This window comes from Streptomyces scopuliridis RB72 (assembly GCF_000718095.1).
Taxonomy (GTDB): domain Bacteria; phylum Actinomycetota; class Actinomycetes; order Streptomycetales; family Streptomycetaceae; genus Streptomyces; species Streptomyces scopuliridis.
This window is the reverse complement of sequence record NZ_JOEI01000007.1, coordinates 110,336-134,158: the sequence shown is the minus strand read 5'-3', so window position 1 is coordinate 134,158 and position 23,823 is coordinate 110,336. Positions and strand designations below refer to the sequence as shown.

Here is a 23,823-nt window from a genome sequence, read left to right as displayed (position 1 = left end):
AAGCTCGAATATGCCAGCACAAAGCGGGAAAACAGGCGTCAATTCGCCCCGTTCATCGAACGGTTGCTTCTTGGTCGTACGGAATGTCCTTCCGCGACATTCTCGCCGGTTTCTGTTCTCCTGGGGTGAAGCGGCCTCCGCCGGAGCCGTAACCAGGGGGAGCGCGCACGCACATGACGGTCCGGATCCAGATGGTCAGATTCGCGCTGGTGGGAGCGGCGAACACAGGTACGTACTACGCCTTCTACCTACTGCTGCTGACCCGGCTGCCGTATGTCGCCGCGCATGTCGCCGCGTCCGTGCTGAGCATGATCGGCTCGTTCTTCCTGAACAGCTGGTTCACCTACCGGACGCGCCCCACCTGGCGGAAGTTCCTGCTGTTCCCGCTCACCAACGCGGCGAACTTCGTCATCACCACCGTCGGCGTCTATGTGCTGGTGGACGTCCTGCACTTCGGCAGCCGGTACGCGCCGCTGATCGCGGCGGCCGGGGCCATCCCCATCACCTTCGTGGTCTCCCGAGCGATCATGCTCCGCCCGGACCCCGGCCCGCGGAAGGGCGCCCCCTCGGCGGAGAGCCCCCGGGAGGGCGCCGGCCACGTGACCGCGGCCGGCGCCCCCGCCGTCACTTCGCCGGCGGGGCCGGCAGCGTCCGGCCGGTGAAGACCGGCGCGTCGGCCGGGGAGCCGGCCGCGCCCTGAGCGCTCCGCGCCATGCGGGCGAAGCCCAGGTCCAAGTGGTACACCCGGGTCTGGTTGTCCGCCGAACGGAACATATAGGCCCAGGTCGGCCCCGACGCGTCGGTGTACTCGAACGCGGTCGGCTCGGTGGCCGCCTGCTCGGCGGTCGGCTGCTGCCAGGGCCGCCAGACGCCCGTGCCCTGCTGCGCCTCACCGGTGTTGTGGATCGTGCCGTCCGTACCGAGCACCAGCACTTCGGTGATCCCGTTGACCGGGCTGATCACGGCGGTGGGCGAGCCCTTCGCGGTGACCCCGTCGATCGCGGACCACTCCCCGTAGGCGCCGCCTTCGGCGGACTGGACGGTCGTCACGACCGTACCGTTGCCGTCCGTGGCGAAGACGCGCAGACGGTAGCCCGGGTAGACGACGACCGCCGGGGTGCCGGTCACGCCCTGCGCGCCGAGCGCGGTCCACGCGGACAGCGTGCCGGCCTCCTTGAACAGCGCCGTGCTCAGCACGCCGGAGGCGTTCCGCCCGAAGAGCTGGATCCCGTCGCGGACGGTGACCGCGGTGAACGGCCCGTCGAAGCCGCTGCCCCCGAGCGGCATCCAGCCCATGAAGTCCACATTGGCGCGCTGCTGGATGCGGTACCACGGCTTGCCGCTCGCGTCCGACGCGAACTGGACGAGCAGCCCGGTCGGGGTCTTTCCGGTGACGGCGTGCTGCGCCATCGCCCCGCCGAGGTTGATCCAGTTGCCCCAGTCCTCGGACGACACGGCGGCCTGGTTGCGCTGCCAGACGCTTCCCGAGGTGTTGTGCGCGCTCACCACGACCCGGCCGTCGGCGTGCTCGGCGAGGGCCGGCTGCCCGCTGAATGCCTCGTTGCCGGAGATGGTCGTCCACTTGACGCCGTTGAAGTCCGACGGGTCGGTCTGCCTGCCGTACACCAGGCGGCCGATGTTGTCGGTGTACGCGTACTCCAGCGCGCCCGAGGAGGAGCGCATCGCGGAGCCGCGGCTGTACGACTCCAGCCCCACGGCCGGTGACGGCGGCGTGTGGTTGGAGTCGAGCCGGCAGGAGTCGGGGGTCGTGGACACCGAGGTGTACGCCGCCCAGCCGCTGCTCTCCACCAGCTTGTTGTAGACGGGGAAGTTACCCAGCGTCTCGTCGTAGCGGTAGTAGCGGACCTCGCCGTTGCCCTTGACCCGGAACAGCGTGTCCCCGCCGTACGAGCTCATGTACTTGGTGTCGCTCCAGTCCGCGGCGGACACCAGGACATGGCGCTCCAGCCAGCGCTGGCTGGTGTAGTCGTAGCGGGACCGGTAGAGCTTGCCGTCGGCGACGGCGCGGCCGTACACCACGCCCTTGTCACCGGCGTAGATCGCGTCGTAGCGGTCCCACCCCATGTCGACGATCTTGCCGCCGTCGTTCACGAAATCATCGGCGGCGGCGTCGTAGCGCCACCAGCGCAGCCCGCCGCTGTCGGGGGAGAACGTCCAGAGGTTCCCGCCGCGGTCCATGGTGATGTCGTCGGTCCGGGTGCCCGTGCGGAACTCGCTGAAACCGGTGCTGATCTTCTTGTGGTGCACGTCCCAGGTGGACGTCGCGCTGATGCGGTGGCTGTAGTAGATGCCGTCCGACTTGATCCCGTAGAAGGCGCCCGCGGGACCGGCCAGCATCCTGCCGTAGCCGGACCACCCCGTGTCGATGGTGGTGGGCGCGGGCAGGGCGTTGCCGACGCCCGGCGACGGCATGTCCTGGCGCAGCAGCTTGCCGGCCGAGTCGATCGCGTACGTCGGGCCGCTGGTGTTGCAGGTGAGCGGCACGGCCGCGTGCGCGGCGCCGGGAAGGGCTACGAGCAGGGGCAGGGCGGCCGCCACCGCCGTGGCGAGTGCCGTCCAACGCCCGGTTCTTCGGGGCGAATTGAGAGTCATGCGCTGGACGCTAAGCGTCTCTGGGTGAACGGTGCGGTAGCGGCCGGGTGAATAACGCCCCCTCGAATAAGGCCAGTAGGTGAACCCTGCGTGCGGGTCTCGACATGTCCATCACATCGTCCTCATCATCTGGTTGATCGTTTCGTCTCGGATCGGTGGGGGGACCGTGCCGGTGTACCGCAGGCATGTGCGGAAGTTCCTGATGGCCCGTCTGTGCCGTACCGGCTGGGTCAAGTTGATCGCGCTCGCCGCGATCGGCTTCGTCGCCGTCGGCACCCTGGCGGTGGCCGGGGTGGGGTTCCCGCTGTTCCCCGAGCCGCTGCCCGGCGCCAAGGGGCCGGGGCAGCGCTGGGGCAGCGCCGAGGGCCGGGACCATCTGGTCGCCGACGGCACCAACCGGACCACCGGGCAGTCGCTGCGGGCCAAGTACCCGCTGCGCGCGCCGTCGGTGCGGAAGCCGGACGAGGGGCGCAACACCGCCTCCGTCGCCACGCCGCCCGCGCCCGCCGTCACCGGCTTCGACCGCGCGACCAGCAAGGAGATCGTCTCCGAACGCGCCGCGCACAGCCGTACGTACGCGAACGCCGACGGCACCGAGACGACCGAACTCTCCACCACCCCGCTCCACTACCGCGACAGCGCGGGCGGCTGGCGGCCGGTCGACCCCGCGCTGGTCGCGACGGACGGCGGCTGGGCGGGCGCGGCGGGCTCCGTGGGCGTACGGCTCGCCGGCCGGGCGGACGCGGACCGGCTCGCGGCCGTCACCTTCCCCTCCGGTGAGTCCTTCGCGTACGGGCTGGACGGTGCGGCCAACGCCAGGGGAAGCGCGGAGGCCACCACGGAGGACGGCGCGGCGGACAGCCGTGTCAGCTACCGCGAGGTCCTGCCCGAGACCGATCTGTGGCTGGACTCGCGGGCCGGCGGGGTCAAGGAGACGCTCGTCCTGCGCTCCACCGACGCCCCCACCAGCTTCGACTTCCCGCTCACCCTCACCGGCCTCACCGCGAAGCCGGGCACCGCACAGAACGGCACGGCGGGGACCGGCGGCGAGGGCTCCGTCGTCCTCACCGACGACCGGGGCCGCACGAAAGCCGTCATCCCGGCCGGGTTCATGGAGGACGCCAACGGCGCCGTCTCCCACGCCGTCCGCTACGAACTGATCGCGCGCGACGGCGGCCAGGCCCTCCGGGTCAGCGCCGACCGCGACTGGCTCACCGATCCGGCCCGCGCCTTCCCCGTCCGGGTCGACCCGTCCGTCGACACCACCGCCGCCTCCCGCTCCATGTATGTCACGGAGAACGGAGCGGTCGCGGGGACGAACGAACTGCATGTCGGCAAGGGCACGGCCGGCTCCACCGCCTCCTATCTCGGCTTCCCCGGCCTCGACACGGAGCTCAAGAACCACAAGATCTTCGGCGCGCAGCTCCAGGTCGTGAACTACGACGCGGCCTCCTGCAAGCCCCGCTCCGTCTCCGTCCATCCGGTCACCCAGTCCTGGACGACCGCGACCGGCGGCTCGTACCCCGGTCCGTCGGTCGGCGGCTCGCTGGCCTCCAAGTCCTTCGCGTACGGGCATATCGCCGTCGGCTCGTCGAAGTCCGGCTGCCCGGCCGCCGGTGAGCTGTTCGACCTCGGCAAGGGCGGCCGTGATCTGGTGCAGCGCTGGGTGGACGGCAGCCAGCCCAACTACGGGCTCTCGCTGCGCGCTTCGGCCACCGACCCGCTCGGGTTCAAGAAGTTCACCGGCGACACCACCGCCAACCCGCCGAAGCTGTTCGTCACGCACTCCCCGTACAACGCGACGTACTCCTTCCCCAAGCCGGTGCCCGACCCGCCGGTCCTCCAGAACCAGGCGGGCAAGGTCAAGGTCACCGTCACCAACAAGGGCGCGGAGACCTGGACCGCGGGCGGCTACTACCTCGCCTACCGGGCGTACGACTCCAAGGGCAAGCTCGTCACGCAGCAGCGCGCGGCCGATGTCACGGGACAGGTGGCCCACGGCGGGCGCATCACCTTCGACGCGACCATCAAGGCGCTGCCGCCGGGCACCTACATGCTCGACTTCACGATGGTCCGCACGGGCGGCAAGGTCTTCACCGACGAGCAGGTGCCGCCGGGCCGGCTCGTCCTCCAGGTCTTCGACATCGCGCCGGTGGTCAAGGAGCAGTTCCCGCCCAACGGTTACCAGGCGCAGACCCTCACCCCGCAGCTGTGGGCGGCCGGTGTCGACGTCGACGCGCCGCCCGGCTCCGCGCTCCAGTACAAGTTCGAGATCTGCGAGTCGGACAAGGACGGCAAGCCGACCGCCTGCACCACCTCCGCCTATCAGCCGGGCTCCGCCTATCCGGTGCCCGCGGGGCGGCTGAAGTGGGGCACGACCTATCTGTGGCGCGGCTTCGTCAAGGACGCGTCGAACGAGGTGCCGACCGCGCAGGTCGCGCTGGTCGCGGCCGTCCCGCAGCCCGAGATCACCTCGCGGCTCGCTGAGGCCCAGGGCAAGGAGTTCGACCCGAACGTCGGCAACTTCACCACGGCCGCCATCGACGCGTCCGTGGCCGGGGTCGGCCCGGACCTCACGCTCGTACGGACGTACAACAGCCTGGACCCGCGGCGTGACGCCGCCTTCGGCGCGGGCTGGTCGACGCGGTACGACATGCGGCTGACCCCGGACGACGACGGCACGGGCAATGTCGTCATCCGCTACCCGGACGGCCAGGACGTCCGCTTCGGCAAGAACGCGGACGGTACGTTCGCCCCGCCGCCGGGCCGGTTCGCCAAGCTGACGGCGGACGCCGCGGCCGGTACGTACAAGCTCCAGGACAAGTCGGGCACGGTCTACGACTTCAGCTCATCCGGTCTGCTGGTGAAGGTCACCGACCCGTTCTCCGCGGCCGTCACCTACACCTACTCCGGCGGGAAGATCTCGACGGCGGTCAACGCCCGCACCGGCCGCTCCCTCACCTTCACCTGGACCGGCGCGCATGTCACCAAGGTGGCCACCAACGCCGTCGACGGGGCGGCGCTGAGCTGGAGTTACACCTACACCGGCGACCGGCTGGACACGGTGTGCGACCCGGCGGCCGGCTGTACGCGGTATGGCTACGGCGCGGGCAGCCACTACCGCTCCACCGTCCTCGACTCCCGCCCCGAGTCCTACTGGCGGCTCGGCGAGGCGGAGGGCGCCGCCGCGAACAGCGCCGTCGAGGTCAACCTCGGCAAGGACCGCGGCACCTACACGGATGTGACGCTGGGCGCGGACGGCGGGATCACCGGCGACCCCGGTACGGCCGGCACCTTCAACGGCACCACCTCCCGCGTCGACCTGCCCTCGGGCACGCTGAAGAAGAGCCGTGACGCGGCGGTCGAGGTGTGGTTCAAGACCATCGCGTCGGGGCTCGGCGGTCCGCTCGTCGGCTACCAGAACAAGGCCTGGGGCACGGCCCCGACCAGCGGGGCGCCGCTGCTCTACGTCGGTACGGACGGCAAGCTGCGCGGCCAGTTCTGGACCGGCACCGCCGCGCCGATCACCGACATCACCAAGAACGTCAACGACGGCAAGTGGCACCACGCCGTGCTCTCCGTCTCCGGCTCCACCCAGAACCTGTATCTGGACGGCAAGCTCTCCGGCACCCTCACCGGCGCCCAGCTCACCCAGAACGATCTGACGTACAACCAGATCGGCGCCGCCCGTCCGGTCACCCCGGCGTCCTGGCCCGGCTGGGGCACCACTGCCGCCAAGTCCTTCGCGGGCACCATCGACGATGTCGCGGTCTACCACCGTCCGCTGGGCGCGGCGGCCGTCGCCAACCACTACCGCGAGGGCGGCCGGGCCGCCGATCTGCTCACGTCCACGACGCTGCCGTCGGGCCGTACCGCCACCGAGGTGCAGTACGACACCTCCCGCGACCGCGTCGAGGAGTACACCGACCGCAACGGCGGTACGTGGAAGATCGGCACGCCCGCGGTCTTCGGCAACGACAAGGACCTGCGGCGCACCGTCGAGGTCCATGACCCGATGGACGCCCCCTACTTCTACGAGTACGACGGGCTGACCTCGCGGATGCTGCGCTACGGCGAGCCGATGGCGCTGGGCGCCCGCGAGCCCGCCACCCCGTCGTCCTCGGGGCCGCCGGAGCCACCGGGCGAGATCTGCACCAAGCCCGACCCGGGCGACCCGGCCTTCTGCACCAATCCGCCGGGGGACGGCGGCAGCGAGCCCGACTTCATCCGGCACCCCGCGGACGGCGTGGCCATCCGTACGTTCGGCTACGACGACAAGGGCTTCCAGACCGCGATCACCAGCGAGAACGGTGACACCGTCGCGCTGGGCTACGACGACCGCGGCAATGTGGTCCGCCGTACGACCTGCCGGGCCAAGGACGACTGCCAGACCGCGTACACCACCTATCCGGTGGCGACCGGCGACTTCGACCTGCGGGCCGACCAGCCCTCCGAGACCCGCGACGGCCGCTCCACCGGTGTCACCGACAACCGCTACCGCACGCAGTACCAGTACAACGACAAGGGAGCGCTGCTCAGCCAGACGGCGCCCGACGGCGGGGTCGTGCGCCATACGTACACCACCGGCGCGGAACCGGCGGTCGACGGCGGCAACACGGCCACCGGACTGCCGCTGACCACCACCGACCCGCTCGGGAAGGTCACCCGCTACCGGTACTTCAAGAGCGGTGACCTGGCCCAGCTGACCGAACCGTCCGGCCAGATCACCAAGTACACGTACGACGCGCTGGGCCGCAAGCTCACCGAGACGACCGTCTCGGACGCCCAGCCGGCCGGGGTCACCACGACCTTCACCTACGACAAGCTCTCCCGGGTCGCCACCGTCACCGACCCGGCCGCGTCCAACGCCGTCACCCTCGGCAAGCACCAGCAGAAGACCGCCACCAGCTATGACGCCGACGGCAATGTGGTGCGCACCGAGGTCAGCGATCTGCTCGGCGGCGACGCGACGCGCGTGATGACCTTCGCTCTCGACGACCGGGGCCGCCCCGAGACGGTCACCGACGCCGAGGGCAGCGAGACCACCTACACCTACGACGTCTTCGGCAACAAGACCTCGATGGTCGACGCCAACGGCAACCACTTCGACTACCTCTACACCGCGCGCAACATGATGGCCGAGACGCGGCTGCGCGACTGGGAGGACGACGGCGGGGACGACGACTACACCGTCCTGGAGTCGTTCGCGTACGACATGGGCGGCCGGGTCGCCAGGAACACCGACTCGATGGGCCGCACCGTCGCCTACGAGTACTTCGGCGACGACCTCGTCAAGTCCGTCACCCTCAAGGACTTCCACAACCCCGACGGCACCAAGCGCGACCTCGTCGTCGAGGCCAACACCTACGACGGCGCCGGCAATGTGCTCACCGAGACGGCGGCCAACGGCAAGCTCGTCACGCAGTACACCTATGACGCGGTGGGCCGTACGAAGTCGACGGTCAGCGACCCGAGCGGGGCGGCCCGCCGCACCACCCTGACCTACGACCTCGCGGGCAATGTGAAGACCTCCGCCTCCGGGGGGCTCGCGTCCAATGTGCCGTGGCCGGTGAGCGTCAACCCGGAGACCGTCAGCTACCAGTACGACGACGCGGGCAACGCGATCCAGGAGACCGTCGAGAACGGCACCGAGTCGCGCACCACGAAGTACGGCTACGACCAGCGCGGACTGACGATCTCCCGGACCGACCCGGGCGGCCGGACCACCGAGTACACCTACGACGAGCTGGGCCGGCCGCTGTCCACGAAGGCGCCGGAGGTACGGACGGAGTCCGGCGGCGGCGCGCCCGTCACCACCCGCCCCCTCACCTACACCGGCTATGACACCTTCGGCGCGGCGACCGAGTCGGTGGACGCGCTCGGCCGGATCAACCGCTCCACCTACGACCGGCTCGGCCGGCTCGTCACCACCACCGCGCCCGGCTACACGGCGCCCGGCTCCACCACCCCCGTCACCCCGACCGTCACGAACGCCTATGACGCGCTGGGCAATGTGAAGGAGTCGACCGACCCGCTGGGCCGGGTGACGCGCTACGAGTACGACCGGCAGAACCGGCTGATGGTCCGGGACGAGCCGACCGGTTCGGGCTCCGGCGACGACCGCGCCCGCTGGTCGTACACGTACACCCGCACCGGAGAGGTGCTCTCGGTCACCGACCCGAACGGGGCGCGCGCCGAGACGACGTACGACGACATGGACCGGCCGGTCACCACCACCCGGATCGAACGCAGCCCGCAGCCCGGCTCGTTCACCACCCGCAACGACTACGACGACGCGGGCAATGTGGTGAAGCAGACCGCACCGGGCGGCGGCGCCACCCAGTTCGTCTATGACGCGCTCGGCCAGCTGACCCGGCTGACGGACGCGGCGGGCGTGGTCACCCAGTTCGGGTACGACATCGCCGGGCGCGAGGTGCGCCGTACGGACGGCAAGGGACGGACCTCGTCGAAGCTGTACGACGGGCTCGGCCAGCTGGTCAGGGACGCCGACCTGGACGCCACCAACAGCGAGCTGCGCAAGGTCGGTTACGGCTACGACCTGGCGGGCAACCTCATCAGCGCGACCGACGCGCAGGGCCGCAGCACGACCTACGCGTACGACGCGCTGGACCGGCTGACCAGCCAGACCGAACCGGTCTCGGACACCAAGTCGATCACCACGTCCTTCGGTTACGACGCGCTCGGCAACCGCACCCGCTACACCGACGGACGCGGCAACAACACCGTCTACACCGTCAATACGCTCGGTCTGCCCGAGTCCGTCATCGAGCCGTCGACCGCGCGCGACCCCTCGCCCGCCGACCGCACATGGACGACGGCGTACGACGCGAGCGGCCGGGCCGTGAAGGTGACCGCGCCGGGCGGGGTCACGCGCGAGCGGGAGTACGACAAGGCCGGCAACCTGATCCGGGAGAGCGGCGCGGGCGCCGAGGCCGCCACGGCGGAGAAGCGCTACGGCTACGACGCGGCCGGCCGGCTCACCAAGGCGTCGTCCCCCAAGGGCGACAACGGATACGAGTACAACGACCGGGGCCTGCTGCTGAAGGCCGAGGGCCCGTCGGGCGACGCCTCGTACACCTACAACAGCGACGGCCTGCTGACCGGCCGCACCGACGCGGCCGGGACCGCGACCTTCACCTACGCGCGCCAGCAACTGGCCAGTTCCAAGGACCCGTTGACGGGCGTCCAGCAGAGCTACGGCTACGACGGCGCGGGCGCGGTCGAGCGGGTCGACTACGGCGCCGGGCAGTCGCGCGCGTACACGTACGACGATCTGGGCCGGCTGGACACCGACACGGTCAAGAGCAGCGGCGGCGCGGCCCTCGCGTCCACCGACTACGACTACGACACGAACGACCAGCTGACCGGCAAGACGACCACCGGCACGGCCAAGGCCGGCGAGAACACCTACGGCTACGACCAGGCGGGCCGGCTCACGTCCTGGACGGCGGACGGCGCGACGACCGAGTACGGCTGGGACGACAGCGGCAACCGCGTCAAGAACGGTGCCAAGAGCGCCACGTTCGACGAGCGCAACCGGCTGCTGACCGACGGGGACTACACGTACGACTACAGCCCGCGCGGCACCCTCGCCTCCCGTACCAGCTCGGGGCTGACGGAGGAGTTCACCTTCGACGCCTTCGACCGGATGACGAAGGCGGGCGAGTCCGGGACGGCGTACACCTACGACGCGCTGAACCGGGTGGCCGCCCGCAACGGCACGGACTTCACGTACGCCGGATTCGCCCCCGACCCGGTCAAGGACAACTCGGCGACCTACGGGCGCGGGGCCGCGGACGAACTGCTCTCGGTCGCCGAGGGCGGCCCGGCGCAACTGTCCGTCAGCGACAGGCACGGCGATGTGGTCGGCGGCATGTCGGCGACGGACGGTGCGAAGACGTCCCTGGATTCCTCGACGGCGTACGACCCCTTCGGCGCGACGATCGGCACGGCGGGCGCGTCCGACGAGGCGGGCAGCGCGGGCTTCCAGGGCGACTGGACCGACCCGGAGACCGACCAGGTCAACATGGGCGCGCGCTGGTACGACCCGGGCACGGGCACCTTCGACTCGCGCGACGCGTACACCTACGCCTCGGGCGCCTCGATCCTCGCCAACCGCTATACGTACGGCGCCGGTTCGCCGGTGAACTACACGGACCCGGACGGCAACTGGCCCAGCTGCGGCTGGTGCAAGAAGGCCTGGAACAAGGTCAAGAACAGCAAGCCGGTGAAGTTCGCGGTCAAGACGGCGAAGAAGGTGTGGAGCGGGGTGGTCTACACCGTGCGCCATCCGCTCTCCGCACTGAAGATCGCCACGAAGGCGCTGGGCCGCGCCGCGAGCTGGGTGTACGAGAAGTCCGGCCTGAAGACAGCCGTCAGCTACGCCGCCAGCGCGGCGAGATGGGTCGGCAGCAAGGTCAGCGCGGCGGCCTCCTCGACAGGTGAATGGGCCAGACAGAAAGCGGCGGAGGCCCAACGCCAGTACCGCGCGGCCCGCGAGGCCGTCACCCGCAAGGCCAAGTCGGTCGCCGCGTACGTGGCCAAGCACAACCCGATCCCGGACATCGTCGCGGCGGCCAAACCTCTGATGGCGGTGGCCCACGCGATCGTCACGGCCAACCCCAACCTCCCGGCGATCATCGTCTCGGCGACCCGCGATGTCATCGCGGACGTCGCCAAGGTCACGAACGCCATCCGCGACGCGGCGGTGGAACAGATCGGCATCGTGGTCGAGTCCGTCTCGGCGGCGGTCGACTACGCGATCGATGTCGCCCCGGCGGTCTGGGACGGGGTGAAGGCGGTCGGCAATGTCGTCGGGGAGGTCACCGGCTTCAACGACATCAAGAACTGCGTCACCAAGGGCGACATGGAGGCCTGCGCCTGGGCCGTCGCCACGGTGGGCGGCCTGGCCCTGGGAGGAGTGGGCGCGGGCGCGGTCCGGGCGGCGAAGGCCGGCCGGATGGGCATGAAGGCGATGAAGTACGCGGACGACATCGCCAAGGCGGCCGACAGGATCGGCGATGCGGCCGAGACCGTGGAAACGGCCGTGTCGTGCGTACAGCTCGCCGCCGATCTGACCGGGAACAGCTTTGTGTCCGGTACCGAAGTGGTGATGGCCGACGGCACCCGGAAACCGATCGAGGATGTCGAGGCGGGCGACAAGGTAACGGCCACGGACCCGACGACCGGAAAGACCTCCCCGCGGGAGGTCACCGAGACGATCGAGGGCAAGGGCCTGAAGAGGCTCGTCAAGCTCACGGTCGACACGGACGGCGCCAAGGGCGACGCCACCGACACGATCACGGCCACGGAAGGCCACTCCTTCTGGGTCCCGGACCTCAAGAAGTGGCAGAAGGCCGGCGAACTGAAGCCGGGCCAGTGGCTCAGGACGGGCAACGGCAGCTGGGTCCAGGTCGAGTCGGTCCAGGCGTGGACGCAGCAGGCGACGGTCCACAACCTGAGCGTCGACAGGGCGCACACCTTCTATGTGGCCGCGGGCCCCTCGGCCGCCCTGGTCCACAACTGCGCCGCCGGTAAGGGCACCAGAGGTCTCCAGGGCAAGTTCCAGCCCACGGTGAGCGTCCACCGGGCCCAGGGGAACTGGGACATGGACGGGCGGATCGCCGACGCGACGGCGCTGCGCTACGAGGCCGCGCGCGTCGCCACGGGCAAGGCGAAGTCACGGACGTACACAGCCGCCGTGCACCGGGACACCGGCGACATCGCAGTAGGCTGCTCGGGCAACGGAAGCTGCGCGGAACCCAACATTCTCGACGCGACCGGCTGGGGGGCCGACGACGTGATCTTCACCCGGGCGATCCGGCGCGAGGACGTCGGTGACGGGCTGGGGAAGGTGCTCCAGGAGAAGGAGATCTGTACCGTCTGCCAAGGGAACTACTCACCTGACAACTTCGTCTCCGGGGTGCTCTACGACCCCAAGGGACCCTGGATGATCGGCGGGGCGCGATGAGAGCGTCGTTCATCGAGCTGGCCCGCCACGACTGGGCCGGTCTTCGCTGCGGATGCCGGGAGTCGGGAGCGCATCTCCCGGAGACGTTCACCCGGCTCCTTGAGGCCAGGAGCGTCGAGGAGACGGTCGGGTACGGGCTCGCGGGGCACCTGGAAGAGCAGTCCATGCTGTTCCAGGTGGCCCCGCACGCCGTGCCCGTGATCCTGGCGGCGCTCGCCGAGGACCTGCCGCCCTTCGTCAGAGGTCACCTTCTGACCATGCTCTGGCAGCTCGTGACCGGCGAGTCCCATCTCAGCGAGAGCGAGGCGGGCGAGCCGGAGCTGGAGGAGGAGTGCTGCGCGGCGGCGCGCGAGGGCATCTGGCTGCTCTACCGCGAGGCCGTCTCGGGGGACACGGAGACCGCGCTGGACATTCTGGAGTTCGTGGACCCCGATACGGACCGGTTCGAGGCGTTCCGGTCGGCGACGGCAGCGAGGGCGGGGAAGCGTCTGCCGCGTGAATGAGCCGCATGCCGGGCGGCGGGCCACCCGCACGCCCGGCATCCGTGTCCCGATCGGCATCCGTGCCCCGATCTCCTGGTGAATCGTTGGTCGAACCAGTGGCCCAGACCACGTCCACTGCCTACCATCGATCACTGCAAGGCCTTGTGCATCGCCGCACAATCACGCCGGGAGGCCCCCTTTGCACCGCCGTCGTCGCACCGCGCTCTCCGTCTCCGTCGCGCTTCTCGCCGCGGCCCCACTCCTCACCGCCTGCGGCAACGAAGCCCACCCCGGAGCGGCGGCCGTCGTCGGCGGCCAGCGGATCGAGGTGTCCGTGCTCCAGGCCCAGGTACGGGACGTAAGGGACGCGCAGCGGAGCGCGCCGGAGTCCGAGCAGCTGATCAAGAACACCGGGCAGCTCAGCCAGGCCAAGCTGAACAGCATGATCTTCGACCGGGTGCTGGAGAAGGCCGCCGACAACGCCGGGGTCACGATCAGCCGCAAGGAGATCCAGACCACCCGGCAGCAGGCCGCCGCCCAGTCCGGCGGGGAGAAGCAGTTCGCAGCGATGCTGCTCCAGCAGGGCGCGCTCTCCGCGGACCAGATCGAGGCGGCGATCCGCCGCGAGGTGCTGCTGACCAAGCTGGCCGTGGCGCTCGGCGCGAACACCACGACGCCGCAGGGCCAGCAGACGGTCCTCGCCGAGCTGACGAAGACATCCGAGCAGCTCGGTATCGACGTCAATCCGCGCTACGGCAGCTGGGACAACAAGCAGGTCAGGCTGGGCGAGGCCAAGACGCCGTGGATCACCCAGCTCACCAGCGAGACGCCGGAGCAGCAGCCGGCCGGCACCTGATCCGGCCGGCACCTGATCCGGCGGGCAGCTGACCCGAAGGTTCGGGAGGGGCGTGGGACGGTCACGGCCCGCGGGCGGGGCGGCCGGGCGCCGGAGGTAGGTTCGAGAGGTGACAGACGAAGCTTCCGCCGCCCCCGGCCGTATCGTCCTGCTGACCGCCAGCCACCGGGTCGCCCCCGGGCTGCTGTCCTGGCCCGCCTGGCAGCTGCTGCACGCCGCCGACGCGGTGCTGTGCGCCGACGCCGGCCATCCGCAGCTGCCCTATCTGCGCGAGGCGGGCATCACCGTCGAGCACGCGGCGCCCACCGCGCAGGAGCTGGTCGACGCCTGCGCCGGCGGCCGTACGGTCGTGGTCGTCCCCTCCAGCGAGGGCGACGGGACCGACGCGCGGCTGACCGACGGCCTGGCGCGGCTGGCCGGCTCCGGCCGGGTGAAGATGCCCGACCTGGAGCTGCTCCCCGGCTCGTACGACCTGCCCGGCGCCCGGCTGCTCGACCTCGTCCAGGTCATGGACCGCATCCGCGTCGAGTGCCCGTGGTCCTCGACCCAGACGCATCAGGGGCTCGCCAAGTACGCCATCGAGGAGGCGTACGAACTCGTCGAGGCGATCGAGGACGGCGACGCCGACGAACTGCGCGAGGAGCTGGGGGACGTACTGCTCCAGGTCGTCTTCCACGCCCGTATCGCGGAGGAGCGTGCCGCGGCGGAGGGCGAGGAGGACGGCGGGCCGTTCTCCATCGACGACGTCGCCGGCACGATCGTGGAGAAGCTCATCCACCGCCACCCCCATGTCTTCGGCGACGAGACCGCCGAGACCCCCGACGACGTCAAGACGCACTGGCTCCGGATGAAAGCGGTCGAGAAGCAGCGCGACTCGGTCACCGACGGAGTCCCCCTCGGACAGCCCGGCCTCGCCCTCGCCGCGAAACTCGCGGGCCGCACCCGCACGGCCCGTCTCGACGTCCCCCTCCCGAAGGGCGAGGGCGTCGGCTACGAGCTGCTGGCCCTGGCGGTACGGGCGGAGGAGGCGGGCGTCGACCCGGAGGCGGCACTGCGCGCGGCGGCGCGCGTATATAGGGACGCGATCCGCACGGCCGAGGGCCACGCCGTATAGAGGGCCACGCCGTACAGGGAGGCGGGGGCGGGGTACGGCAGCCGGCTGTACGCGGTACGCCGTCGGCGGCCCGTACGCCGCCGGTGACGCCCGTTAATGTCGGGGCATGCGCCACCAGCCCGCCTCCGTACCCCCGGTCACGCCCGCTCCCGAGCTGTTCACCTGGGAGTTCGCCACCGATCCGTACCCCGCCTACGCCTGGCTGCGCGAGCACGCGCCCGTGCACAGGACCGCGCTGCCCAGTGGCGTCGAGGCATGGCTCGTGACGCGGTACGTGGACGCCAGGCAGGCCCTCGCCGACGCGCGGCTCTCCAAGAACCCCACGCATCACGCCGGGCCCGCGCACGCCAAGGGGAAGACGGGCATCCCCGGCGAGCGCAAGGCGGAGCTGATGACACATCTGCTCAATATCGATCCGCCCGATCACACCCGGCTGCGCCGGCTGGTCTCCAAGGCGTTCACGCCCCGCCGCGTGGCCGAATTCGCGCCGCGCGTACAGGAATTGACCGACCGGCTCATCGACGACTTCGCCGCGAAGGGCGAGGCGGACCTGATCCATGACTTCGCGTTCCCGCTCCCCATCTACGCGATCTGCGATCTGCTCGGGGTGCCGCGCGAGGACCAGGACGACTTCCGCGACTGGGCGGGGATGATGCTGCGACATTCAAAGCCGGGACATTCGGGCGGGCCACGGGGCGGGGTCGGGCGCGCCGTCAAGAAGATACGGAGCTATCTCGCCGATCTCATCCACCGCAAGCGGGCCGACCCCGGCGACGATCTGATCTCCGGACTCATCCGGGCCGGCGACCACGGCGAGCATCTCACCGAGAACGAGGCCGCGGCGATGGCCTTCATCATCCTGTTCGCCGGTTTTGAGACAACCGTGAACCTCATCGGCAACGGCATGTTCGCCCTGCTGCGCCACCCCGGGCAGCGCGCGCTGCTCCAGCGCTCGCTCGAAGCGGGCGAGACCGGCCTGCTCGCGACGGGGGTCGAGGAACTGCTGCGGTACGACGGTCCCGTGGAGCTGGCCACCTGGCGGTACGCGACCGAGCCGCTGACGCTCGGCGGACAGCGGATCGCCACGGGCGACGCGGTCCTGGTCGTCCTCGCCGCCGCCGACCGTGACCCCGAGCGCTTCACGGATCCGGACACGCTCGATCTCTCCCGGCGTGACAATCAGCACCTCGGCTACGGCCACGGCATCCACTACTGCCTCGGCGCGCCGCTCGCCCGGGTGGAGGGACAGACCGCGCTCGCCACCCTGCTGACCCGGCTGCCCGATGTGCGGCTTGCGGGAGATCCTGCCGATTTGCGCTGGCGCGGAGGGCTCATCATGCGTGGATTGCGTACGCTTCCGGTGCAGTTCACGCCATTGTCCGGCTGAAGGTTTGCTGACGATCCGTCAAGACTGTGACTTTCACGTGATCTCTGCTGCATCGACTTGTGACAGCAGTTCGAGTACCGCTACGTTCTCGAAAACTCAGCCGCCACACGCAGCAGTCGAAACATCAGTCACACGGAAGGCAATCGCATGCGCTCCGGGAACGGCCGACACCGTCGACCTCGCCAGGCCCCCGCTCTGATCGTCGCGGCAGGGGTGACCGGCTCCGCGATCGCCATTCCGCTGCTCGGTGCCGCCGGTGCCAGTGCGGCGGACGCCTCCACGTGGGACCGCGTCGCCGAGTGCGAGAGCGGCGGCATGTGGAGCGCGAACCTCGGCAACGGCTACTACGGCGGACTCCAGATCTCCCAGGAGACCTGGGACGACTTCGGCGGCGCGGAGTACGCGGCCAGCGCCGACCTCGCGAGCCGCTCGCAGCAGATCGCGATAGCCGAGAAGATCCTCGACGCGCAGGGTCCGCAGGCGTGGGCAAGCTGCGCCGCGGTCTCCGGGCTGACGGTGGGCAGCGCCGCGCCGAGCGTGGACCCCGGCACGACGCCCGGGGCGACGCCGGAGACGGCACCCGGGTCGTCCGGGGCCGCCAAGCCCTCCGAGGCGTCCGGGAAGACCGGGAAGACCGGGAGCGCCGCCCCGTCGGACGCTTCCTCGGACACGTCCGCGCCGGACGCCACGGCCCCCGACGGTACGAAGGAGCCCGCTCCCGCCGAGTCCGCGGGCTCCGCCGCCGACGCCGCCAAGGGCAAGCACCGCGGCGACGCCGCCCCGAATGACTCCGTACCGGGCAATTCGGGCGAAGAGCGTGAATCTGGCCGTCATGCCTCGCGAGGTGACGGATCGACACGTAACGCGGACGGCGTGACGGACAGGGCGGAAGGCTCGGGCGCGGTGGATGGTGAGTACACCGTCCGCGTGGGCGACTGCCTCTGGCTCATCGCCGACGAACGCGAGGTGCCCGGCGGGTGGACCGCGCTCTACGAGGCGAACAAGGACACCGTCGGCGCCGATCCCGACCTGATCCTTCCTGGCCAGACCCTTGATCTCGGCGTGAAGTAGGGGCAGTTAGCGGTCCTATGTCCGCTTCTGCGAAAGTGAGACAAGGGTCTCTTTGCCGCAACTGGGGTCTTTTGCTCCGCCGGTTGGGCCGTTTCCTCTCCCACCTGCGTAAATGGGGTCGCCCCAGGGGGAGGTAAGGGCGATTTTTCCTTGATGTGCTCCTTTGAACAACGGGCAGACCTGTGATTACGGTCTGAACCGCTCGCACCGCGGGCCCCGTCGACCGTCACGCCGAATCCTGCCGTCGGTCGGGGGGAGTAACCGACGCGTCATGCGCCGTAGGCAGGAGCGGGGGACCCAAAGGTTCCGCCGCCGGGCCCCGGTCGTCGAGAGACGGCTGAGGACCGGCTCGGGGTGAAGCCAGGTGCGACAGAGCACATGGCCGGGCAACTCACTTGGCCCGAACCCGACAGCTGACCTCGTAGGCGTCGGTGAGGAGATGTTCCATGCTGCTGCGTTCCAGCAAGGCCAAGCACCGCCGTCCGTCGAAGGCCGTCCGCTACGCCACGCTCGCCGGGGTCACCGGTGCCGCCGTCGCCGCCCCGCTGATCGGCGCGACCTCGGCCTCCGCCGCGACCGCCTCCGAGTGGGACAAGGTCGCGCAGTGCGAGTCCGGGGGCAACTGGTCCATCAACACCGGCAACGGCTTCTACGGCGGCCTCCAGTTCACGCCGTCCACCTGGGCCGCCTACGGCGGTACCGCGTACGCCGCCCGCGCCGACCAGGCCAGCAAGTCCCAGCAGATCGCCGTCGCCGAGAAGGTCCTCGCCGGCCAGGGCAAGGGCGCGTGGCCGAACTGTGGCGTGGGCCTGTCCAGCGCCGCGTACGACGGCGGCTCCGCCACCCAGAACACCCAGAAGCAGGCGCAGCCCAAGCAGCAGACCCGGAAGCAGGCCCCCACGCAGCAGGCGCAGCCGAAGCAGCGGGAGACCACGCGCGGCGCGGCCCAGCCGGTCTCGCGCGGCGAGAGCCGTCCCACCACGATCAAGAAGGGTGACGGCGAGTACAAGGTCAAGTCCGGCGACACCCTCTCCAAGATCGCCGAGGCCGAGGACGTCAAGGGCGGCTGGAAGAAGCTGTTCGACCTGAACAAGGACATCGTCAGCGACGCCGACGTGATCTACCCGGGCCAGCAGCTCCACCTGAGCTGACCCACCCGAGACCACCCCGGCCGGGCGCGTAATCCCCCGTACGCGCCGGGCCGGGGTTTCGGCTGTGGCCCGCCCACAGGCAGGTGGCTCCGCCGGTGGGGGAATCGGGCCTCATTTCGTCTTAGGTGGCGGGCACCGGCCGACCGACGACCCCGAGCCGGTTAGTCTCTTGGCGCAAGGCCAATGAGACCCTGCACTCCAAGCGTCACATCCCAGAAGGAGATGCTCGTGCCGTCCATCGACGTCGTCGTAGCCCGGGAAATCCTCGACTCCCGAGGCAACCCCACGGTCGAGGTCGAGGTCGGCCTCGACGACGGCAGCACGGGTCGTGCTGCTGTCCCCTCCGGTGCCTCCACCGGTGCGTTCGAGGCCCTTGAGCTCCGCGACGGTGACCAGAACCGCTACCAGGGCAAGGGTGTCGAGAAGGCCGTCCTCGCCGTCATCGAGCAGATCGGCCCGGAGCTGGTCGGGTACGACGCCACCGAGCAGCGCCTGATCGACCAGGCGATGTTCGACCTGGACGCCACCCCGGACAAGTCGTCGCTCGGCGCCAACGCCATCCTCGGCGTCTCCCTCGCCGTCGCGCACGCCGCCTCCGAGGCCTCGGACCTCCCGCTCTTCCGCTACCTCGGCGGCCCGAACGCGCACCTGCTGCCCGTTCCGATGATGAACATCCTGAACGGCGGCTCGCACGCCGACTCCAACGTGGACATCCAGGAATTCATGATCGCCCCGATCGGCGCGGAGTCCTTCTCCGAGGCGCTGCGCTGGGGCGCCGAGGTCTACCACACCCTCAAGAAGGTCCTGAAGCAGAAGGGCCTCTCCACCGGCCTCGGCGACGAGGGCGGCTTCGCGCCGAACCTGGAGTCCAACCGCGCCGCGCTCGACCTCATCCTCGAAGCGATCAAGGAGGCCGGTTACGTCCCCGGCCGCGACATCGCGCTCGCGCTCGACGTCGCCGCGTCCGAGTTCTACAAGGACGGCTCGTACGAGTTCGAGGGCAAGTCCCGCTCGGCCGCTGAGATGACCGAGTACTACGAGGAGCTCGTCGCCGCGTACCCGCTCGTCTCCATCGAGGACCCGCTCTTCGAGGACGACTGGGCCGGCTGGAAGGTCCTCACGGACAAGCTCGGCTCCAAGGTCCAGATCGTCGGCGACGACCTGTTCGTCACCAACCCGGAGCGCCTGGCCCGCGGTATCGAGGAGGGCTCGGCCAACGCCCTGCTCGTCAAGGTCAACCAGATCGGTTCGCTGACCGAGACCCTGGACGCCGTCGAGCTGGCCCAGCGCAACGGCTTCAAGTGCATGATGTCCCACCGCTCCGGTGAGACCGAGGACGTCACCATCGCCGACCTCGCCGTCGCCACCAACTGCGGCCAGATCAAGACCGGCGCCCCGGCCCGCTCCGAGCGCGTCGCCAAGTACAACCAGCTGCTGCGTATCGAGGAGATCCTCGACGACGCGGCGGTGTACGCGGGCCGCAGCGCGTTCCCGCGCTTTCGCTCCGCGAACAATTAAGAGGATGCGTTCCTCCTGACTCTGTGGATACGAGGGCGAGGGGCGGCTCCGCCCGTCGTCCGTACGTCCCCGGTCGCGGTCCCGTACCGTGTCCGGGGACGTACGTACAACAGGGGACGTAACAGGGGAGGCGAGCCATGGCCGGGAACCGGGACCGGTTCTCCACCGCGACCAGGCTGCGGCTGATCGGCGAGCAGACGGCCGCCCGGGTCTACCGCTCGCAGAACCGCAGGCAGGACCGCCGCTCCCGGCTCACCGGCCGGGCCGCCTTCCTCGCCCTGGTCGTGTGCACACTGGTGGTGGCGCTCGCGTATCCGATGCGGCAGTACGTGTCGCAGCGGAACGAGATCGCCGACCAGGAGCGGCTGGCCAGGGAGGCGAAGCAGCGGGTCGAGGAGCTGCGCGACGAGAAGGCGCGGCTCCAGGACGACGCGTATATCCAGCGGCTGGCCCGGGAGCATCTGCACTACGTGATGCCGGGGGAGATCGGCTACACCGTGATCGACCCGGATGTGAGCGAGCAGCGCCGCGAGGAGCGGGGGGCGGCGGGCCGCCCCTGGTACTCGAACGTGCTGGACGGCGTGGACAACGCGGACCGCCCGGACAGATAGCCCGGATATACGGTCGGACACAAGAGACTCAGCCCGAGAACCACAGAACACCCGAGAAGCACAGAACACCCGAGAAGTACAGAACACCCGAGAACCGCACATACATAGGCAGGCATGGACACGCCCCCTCCGCAGACCGAACGCACGGAACCCACCGACGCGGACGTCGCGGCATTCAAAGAACAGCTCGGCCGCCCGCCGCGCGGCCTGCGCGCCATCGCGCACCGCTGCCCCTGCGGCCAGCCGGACGTGGTCGAGACCGCCCCGCGGCTCCCCGACGGCACCCCCTTCCCGACGACGTACTACCTCACCTGCCCGCGCGCGGCCTCGGCCATCGGCACGCTGGAGGCGAACGGCGTCATGAAGGAGATGACCGAGCGCCTCGCGGCCGACCCCGAGCTGGCCGCCGCGTACCGCGCGGCCCACGAGGACTACCTCGCGCGCCGCGACGCCATCGAGGTCCTGGAGGGCTTCCCGAGCGCCGGCGGCATGCCGGACCGGGTGAAATGCCTGCACGTCCTGGTCGGCCACTCGCTGGCGGCCGGGCCCGGGGTGAACCCGCTGGGCGACGAGGCGATCGCGATGCTGCCGGAGTGGTGGGCCAAGGGCCCGTGTGTGACGCCGTGCGTATCCGATCCGTCCGGTGATGAGGGGGACAAGGAATGACCAGGGTCGCGGCCATCGACTGCGGTACGAACTCGATCCGCCTACTTGTCGCCGACGCGCACCCTGACACGGGTGAACTGGTCGACCTCGACCGCCGGATGAAGATCGTCCGCCTCGGCCAGGGCGTGGACAGGACGGGCCGGCTCGCCCCCGAGGCGCTGGAACGTACCTTCGCCGCCTGCCGGGAGTACGCCGCCGCCATCAAGGAACACGGCGCCGAGCGCGTCCGCTTCGTCGCCACCTCCGCCTCGCGCGACGCGGAGAACCGCGACGAGTTCGTCAGCGGGGTGCTGGACATCCTGGGCGTGGAGCCCGAGGTGATCACCGGCGACCAGGAGGCGGCGTACTCCTTCACCGGCGCGACGAAGGAACTGGGCCCGGTCGACGGGGACAGCTACCTGGTCGTGGACATCGGCGGCGGCTCGACCGAGTTCGTCGTCGGCGACGACCACGTGCGCGCGGCGCGCTCCGTGGACATCGGCTGCGTACGGCTGACCGAGCGTCACCTCGTACGGGACGGCGTCATCAGCGACCCGCCCACCGATACGGAGATCGCCGCGATCCGCGCCGACATCGAGGCGGCCCTCGACCTGGCGGAAGAGACGGTCCCGCTGCGCGAGGCCCGCACCCTGGTCGGACTGGCCGGTTCCGTGACCACGGTGGCCGCGATCGCGCTCGGCCTGTCCGAGTACGACTCCGCCGCGATCCACCACTCCCTGATCCCGTACGACCAGGTCCAGGAGATCGCCACCCGCCTGCTCCACGCCACCCACGCGGAGCGCGCCGCGATCCCCGTCATGCACCCGGGCCGGGTGGACGTCATCGGCGCGGGCGCCCTGGTACTCCTCGCGATCATGGAACGGACCGGCGCCCAGGAGGTCGTGGTCAGCGAACACGACATCCTGGACGGCATCGCCTTCGAAGTGGCAGAGGAGATTCACGCAGGCGGAAAGCACGACTGACCTGCGGTGATGCCCTGACACACAGTGAGTCCTGGTACCTCCGCAGGTACCGGAGCCGAGCTGTGTCCGGCAGTCGGCACTACCTTGTGGCGTTCAGCACGCGAGAACGCAGGGGCTCGGCCGTCAGCGTGTCGGCGAACTGGCACGAGTACGCCGTGACCTCGGCATCGGGGAGCAGGTCTTCGGCCAGCTGCGGCTTGGTGGCGAGGCACAGTTCGTCGGGGACGCCGGTCAGCTCACGGCGTTCCTCGTGCCCGCAACCACCTCTTCAAGCCGCTGACCAGCAGCGACGAGCGCCGGCAGACCTATCTACAGCTGCCGTAGCTGATCTGCCTGGTCGCGATCGGTGTCATCCGCGCGGCGCTGACCGGTACGCAGGTGGCGTGGTTCGCGGAGCTGTTCAAGACCAACACCCGTACGTCAGGTGCCTCGTTGGGCTACCAGATCGCGGCGTCCGTGGCCGGGTTCGCGCCGTTCCTGGCGGTGCTGCTGGCGGAGACGTTCGACTGGGCGGGCCCGGCCGGGTTCTACGTGGTCATCGGTCTGGTGGGACTGCTGGGTGTGCCGACGACGCGGGAGACCTGGGGTCCGCGCGAGCGGGCGGCGGCGGAGGAGGCCGACAAGGCGGACCTGCTGGTGGCGGGCCGGTCCTGACGCGGATGCCACCGGGCACGCCCGCCCCGCGCCCGAACGAGGGTGCGGGGCGGGTGTGTTGGGCAGCACGTTCTCATCCGTTGCTACGGTGGGCGAATGCCGATTCGAAGCCCTGAGGACGAAGCCCTCGCCGAGGCGTGGGACGCTCTCACCCGTTGGTTGGCGGAGCACGCGCCCACGTCGTACGCCTCCCTGCTGCCGCCGGTGCCGGAGGAGGACATCGCCGCGGCGGACGGTCAGTTGAGGCAACGCCTCGGGTACGGACTGCCTGCCGAGTTGACGGCGCTGTGGCGGCTCTGCGGTGGGGTGGAGCACCAGGAGATCGAAGGCGACGAGCAGGAGGAGGTCGCCTCGGGGGCCTTCCTCCCGGGCGGAGTCGTCCTCACTCCGGGGCAGGCGATGTCCGCGGTGTTTCTCGGCGGCGACCACGGGTGGGGCGCGGCGGTCGTTCCCTGGCTCACCCGGGACGAAGCCGGGCCCGAGTCCGGCCACTACGCGGGCCCCGACGGCGTCGGCTCCTGGGAACTCCCCGAGGGGATCGACGCTCCGCGCTACCCGTCCATCGCCGCCTACCTGACGGCCGTTCACCGCACCCTGACCGCGGGGCCCGCTGATCTGATGGGCTCGTCGGAGGTGCCGGGCATCGTCTACGGCTGCCTGATCTGGGACGACCCGGAGAGTTCGTGGCTCACGCGGGCCGCCGACGACTGGGTGCCACTTCACTGAACGCGGCCGGCCGGCACCGGG

General features: G+C 70.3%; 15 protein-coding genes and 1 riboswitch. Of the genes, 14 read left to right on the top strand and 1 reads right to left on the bottom strand.

Going from position 1 to position 23,823, the window contains the following annotated elements:
* The first annotated feature begins 173 nt into the window (after positions 1-173).
* Positions 174-662, top strand: a complete 489-nt coding sequence (locus tag IF11_RS0109625) for a GtrA family protein (RefSeq protein WP_078490584.1) — start codon at positions 174-176, stop codon at positions 660-662.
* Here the strand turns inward: IF11_RS0109625 and IF11_RS0109620 are convergent.
* Positions 625-2,613, bottom strand: a complete 1,989-nt coding sequence (locus IF11_RS0109620) for a tachylectin-related carbohydrate-binding protein (RefSeq protein ID WP_030351068.1) — start codon at positions 2,611-2,613, stop codon at positions 625-627. The two genes, IF11_RS0109625 and IF11_RS0109620, sit on opposite strands and share 38 nt — an antisense overlap.
* A 187-nt stretch (positions 2,614-2,800) precedes the next feature.
* Between IF11_RS0109620 and IF11_RS0109615 the strand changes: the two genes are divergently transcribed.
* The 13 genes from IF11_RS0109615 (at position 2,801) to IF11_RS0109555 (ending at position 23,802) form a co-directional block, all read left to right on the top strand.
* Positions 2,801-12,604 (top strand): LamG-like jellyroll fold domain-containing protein, encoded by a 9,804-nt coding sequence (locus IF11_RS0109615; protein WP_133243192.1) that lies wholly within the window; start codon positions 2,801-2,803, stop codon positions 12,602-12,604.
* Positions 12,601-13,107, top strand: coding sequence for a hypothetical protein (locus IF11_RS0109610; protein WP_030351066.1), 507 nt, complete (start codon positions 12,601-12,603; stop codon positions 13,105-13,107). The genes IF11_RS0109615 and IF11_RS0109610 overlap by 4 nt, the downstream gene beginning before the upstream one ends.
* A 178-nt stretch (positions 13,108-13,285) precedes the next feature.
* A complete protein-coding gene (locus IF11_RS0109605) occupies positions 13,286-13,942 on the top strand; it encodes a SurA N-terminal domain-containing protein (protein WP_030351065.1) in 657 nt (218 codons plus the stop codon).
* A gap of 109 nt (positions 13,943-14,051) precedes the next feature.
* Positions 14,052-15,056, top strand: a complete 1,005-nt coding sequence (locus IF11_RS0109600) for a nucleoside triphosphate pyrophosphohydrolase (protein ID WP_030351064.1) — start codon at positions 14,052-14,054, stop codon at positions 15,054-15,056.
* Between the two features lie 106 nt (positions 15,057-15,162).
* Positions 15,163-16,443, top strand: a complete 1,281-nt coding sequence (locus IF11_RS0109595; protein WP_030351063.1) for a cytochrome P450 family protein — start codon at positions 15,163-15,165, stop codon at positions 16,441-16,443.
* A gap of 147 nt (positions 16,444-16,590) precedes the next feature.
* Positions 16,591-17,514, top strand: a complete 924-nt coding sequence (locus IF11_RS0109590; protein ID WP_063759148.1) for a transglycosylase family protein — start codon at positions 16,591-16,593, stop codon at positions 17,512-17,514.
* Between the two features lie 264 nt (positions 17,515-17,778).
* Positions 17,779-17,957, top strand: a riboswitch (cyclic di-AMP (ydaO/yuaA leader).
* A 3-nt stretch (positions 17,958-17,960) separates the two neighbouring features.
* Entirely contained in the window at positions 17,961-18,665 is a 705-nt protein-coding gene (locus tag IF11_RS0109585) for a transglycosylase family protein (RefSeq protein ID WP_030351061.1), read from the top strand.
* Between the two features lie 222 nt (positions 18,666-18,887).
* The gene (eno, locus tag IF11_RS0109580) at positions 18,888-20,183 is read left to right on the top strand and encodes a phosphopyruvate hydratase (protein WP_206300587.1); all 1,296 of its coding nucleotides are present in this window, start codon (positions 18,888-18,890) and stop codon (positions 20,181-20,183) included.
* A 137-nt stretch (positions 20,184-20,320) separates the two neighbouring features.
* A complete protein-coding gene (locus IF11_RS0109575; RefSeq protein ID WP_030351059.1) occupies positions 20,321-20,794 on the top strand; it encodes an FtsB family cell division protein in 474 nt (157 codons plus the stop codon).
* Positions 20,795-20,908: 114 nt separating this feature from the next.
* Positions 20,909-21,460 carry a DUF501 domain-containing protein gene (locus IF11_RS0109570; RefSeq protein WP_030351058.1) on the top strand — a complete coding sequence of 184 codons (552 nt, stop codon included), beginning with the start codon at positions 20,909-20,911 and terminating at the stop codon, positions 21,458-21,460.
* On the top strand, positions 21,457-22,422 hold the full coding sequence (locus tag IF11_RS0109565; RefSeq protein WP_030351057.1) for a Ppx/GppA phosphatase family protein: 966 nt from the start codon (positions 21,457-21,459) through the stop codon (positions 22,420-22,422). Before IF11_RS0109570 ends, IF11_RS0109565 begins: the two co-directional genes overlap by 4 nt.
* 378 nt (positions 22,423-22,800) lie before the next feature.
* Positions 22,801-23,076 carry a hypothetical protein gene (locus IF11_RS0109560; protein ID WP_030351056.1) on the top strand — a complete coding sequence of 92 codons (276 nt, stop codon included), beginning with the start codon at positions 22,801-22,803 and terminating at the stop codon, positions 23,074-23,076.
* 96 nt (positions 23,077-23,172) lie between these two features.
* Positions 23,173-23,802 (top strand): SMI1/KNR4 family protein, encoded by a 630-nt coding sequence (locus IF11_RS0109555; RefSeq protein ID WP_030351055.1) that lies wholly within the window; start codon positions 23,173-23,175, stop codon positions 23,800-23,802.
* Positions 23,803-23,823: the final 21 nt, after the last annotated feature.

Bases quoted from the DNA above. Each gene is read 5' to 3' on its own strand.
- IF11_RS0109590 (WP_063759148.1), top strand. From the start codon at position 16,591: ATGCGCTCCGGGAACGGCCGACACCGTCGACCTCGCCAGGCCCCCGCT.
- eno (WP_206300587.1), top strand. From the start codon at position 18,888: ATGCTCGTGCCGTCCATCGACGTCGTCGTAGCCCGGGAAATCCTCGAC.
- IF11_RS0109575 (WP_030351059.1), top strand. From the start codon at position 20,321: ATGGCCGGGAACCGGGACCGGTTCTCCACCGCGACCAGGCTGCGGCTG.
- IF11_RS0109570 (WP_030351058.1), top strand. From the start codon at position 20,909: ATGGACACGCCCCCTCCGCAGACCGAACGCACGGAACCCACCGACGCG.
- IF11_RS0109620 (WP_030351068.1), bottom strand. From the start codon at position 2,613: ATGACTCTCAATTCGCCCCGAAGAACCGGGCGTTGGACGGCACTCGCC.
- IF11_RS0109610 (WP_030351066.1), top strand. From the start codon at position 12,601: ATGAGAGCGTCGTTCATCGAGCTGGCCCGCCACGACTGGGCCGGTCTT.
- IF11_RS0109585 (WP_030351061.1), top strand. From the start codon at position 17,961: ATGCTGCTGCGTTCCAGCAAGGCCAAGCACCGCCGTCCGTCGAAGGCC.
- IF11_RS0109565 (WP_030351057.1), top strand. From the start codon at position 21,457: ATGACCAGGGTCGCGGCCATCGACTGCGGTACGAACTCGATCCGCCTA.
- IF11_RS0109595 (WP_030351063.1), top strand. From the start codon at position 15,163: ATGCGCCACCAGCCCGCCTCCGTACCCCCGGTCACGCCCGCTCCCGAG.
- IF11_RS0109555 (WP_030351055.1), top strand. From the start codon at position 23,173: ATGCCGATTCGAAGCCCTGAGGACGAAGCCCTCGCCGAGGCGTGGGAC.
- IF11_RS0109625 (WP_078490584.1), top strand. From the start codon at position 174: ATGACGGTCCGGATCCAGATGGTCAGATTCGCGCTGGTGGGAGCGGCG.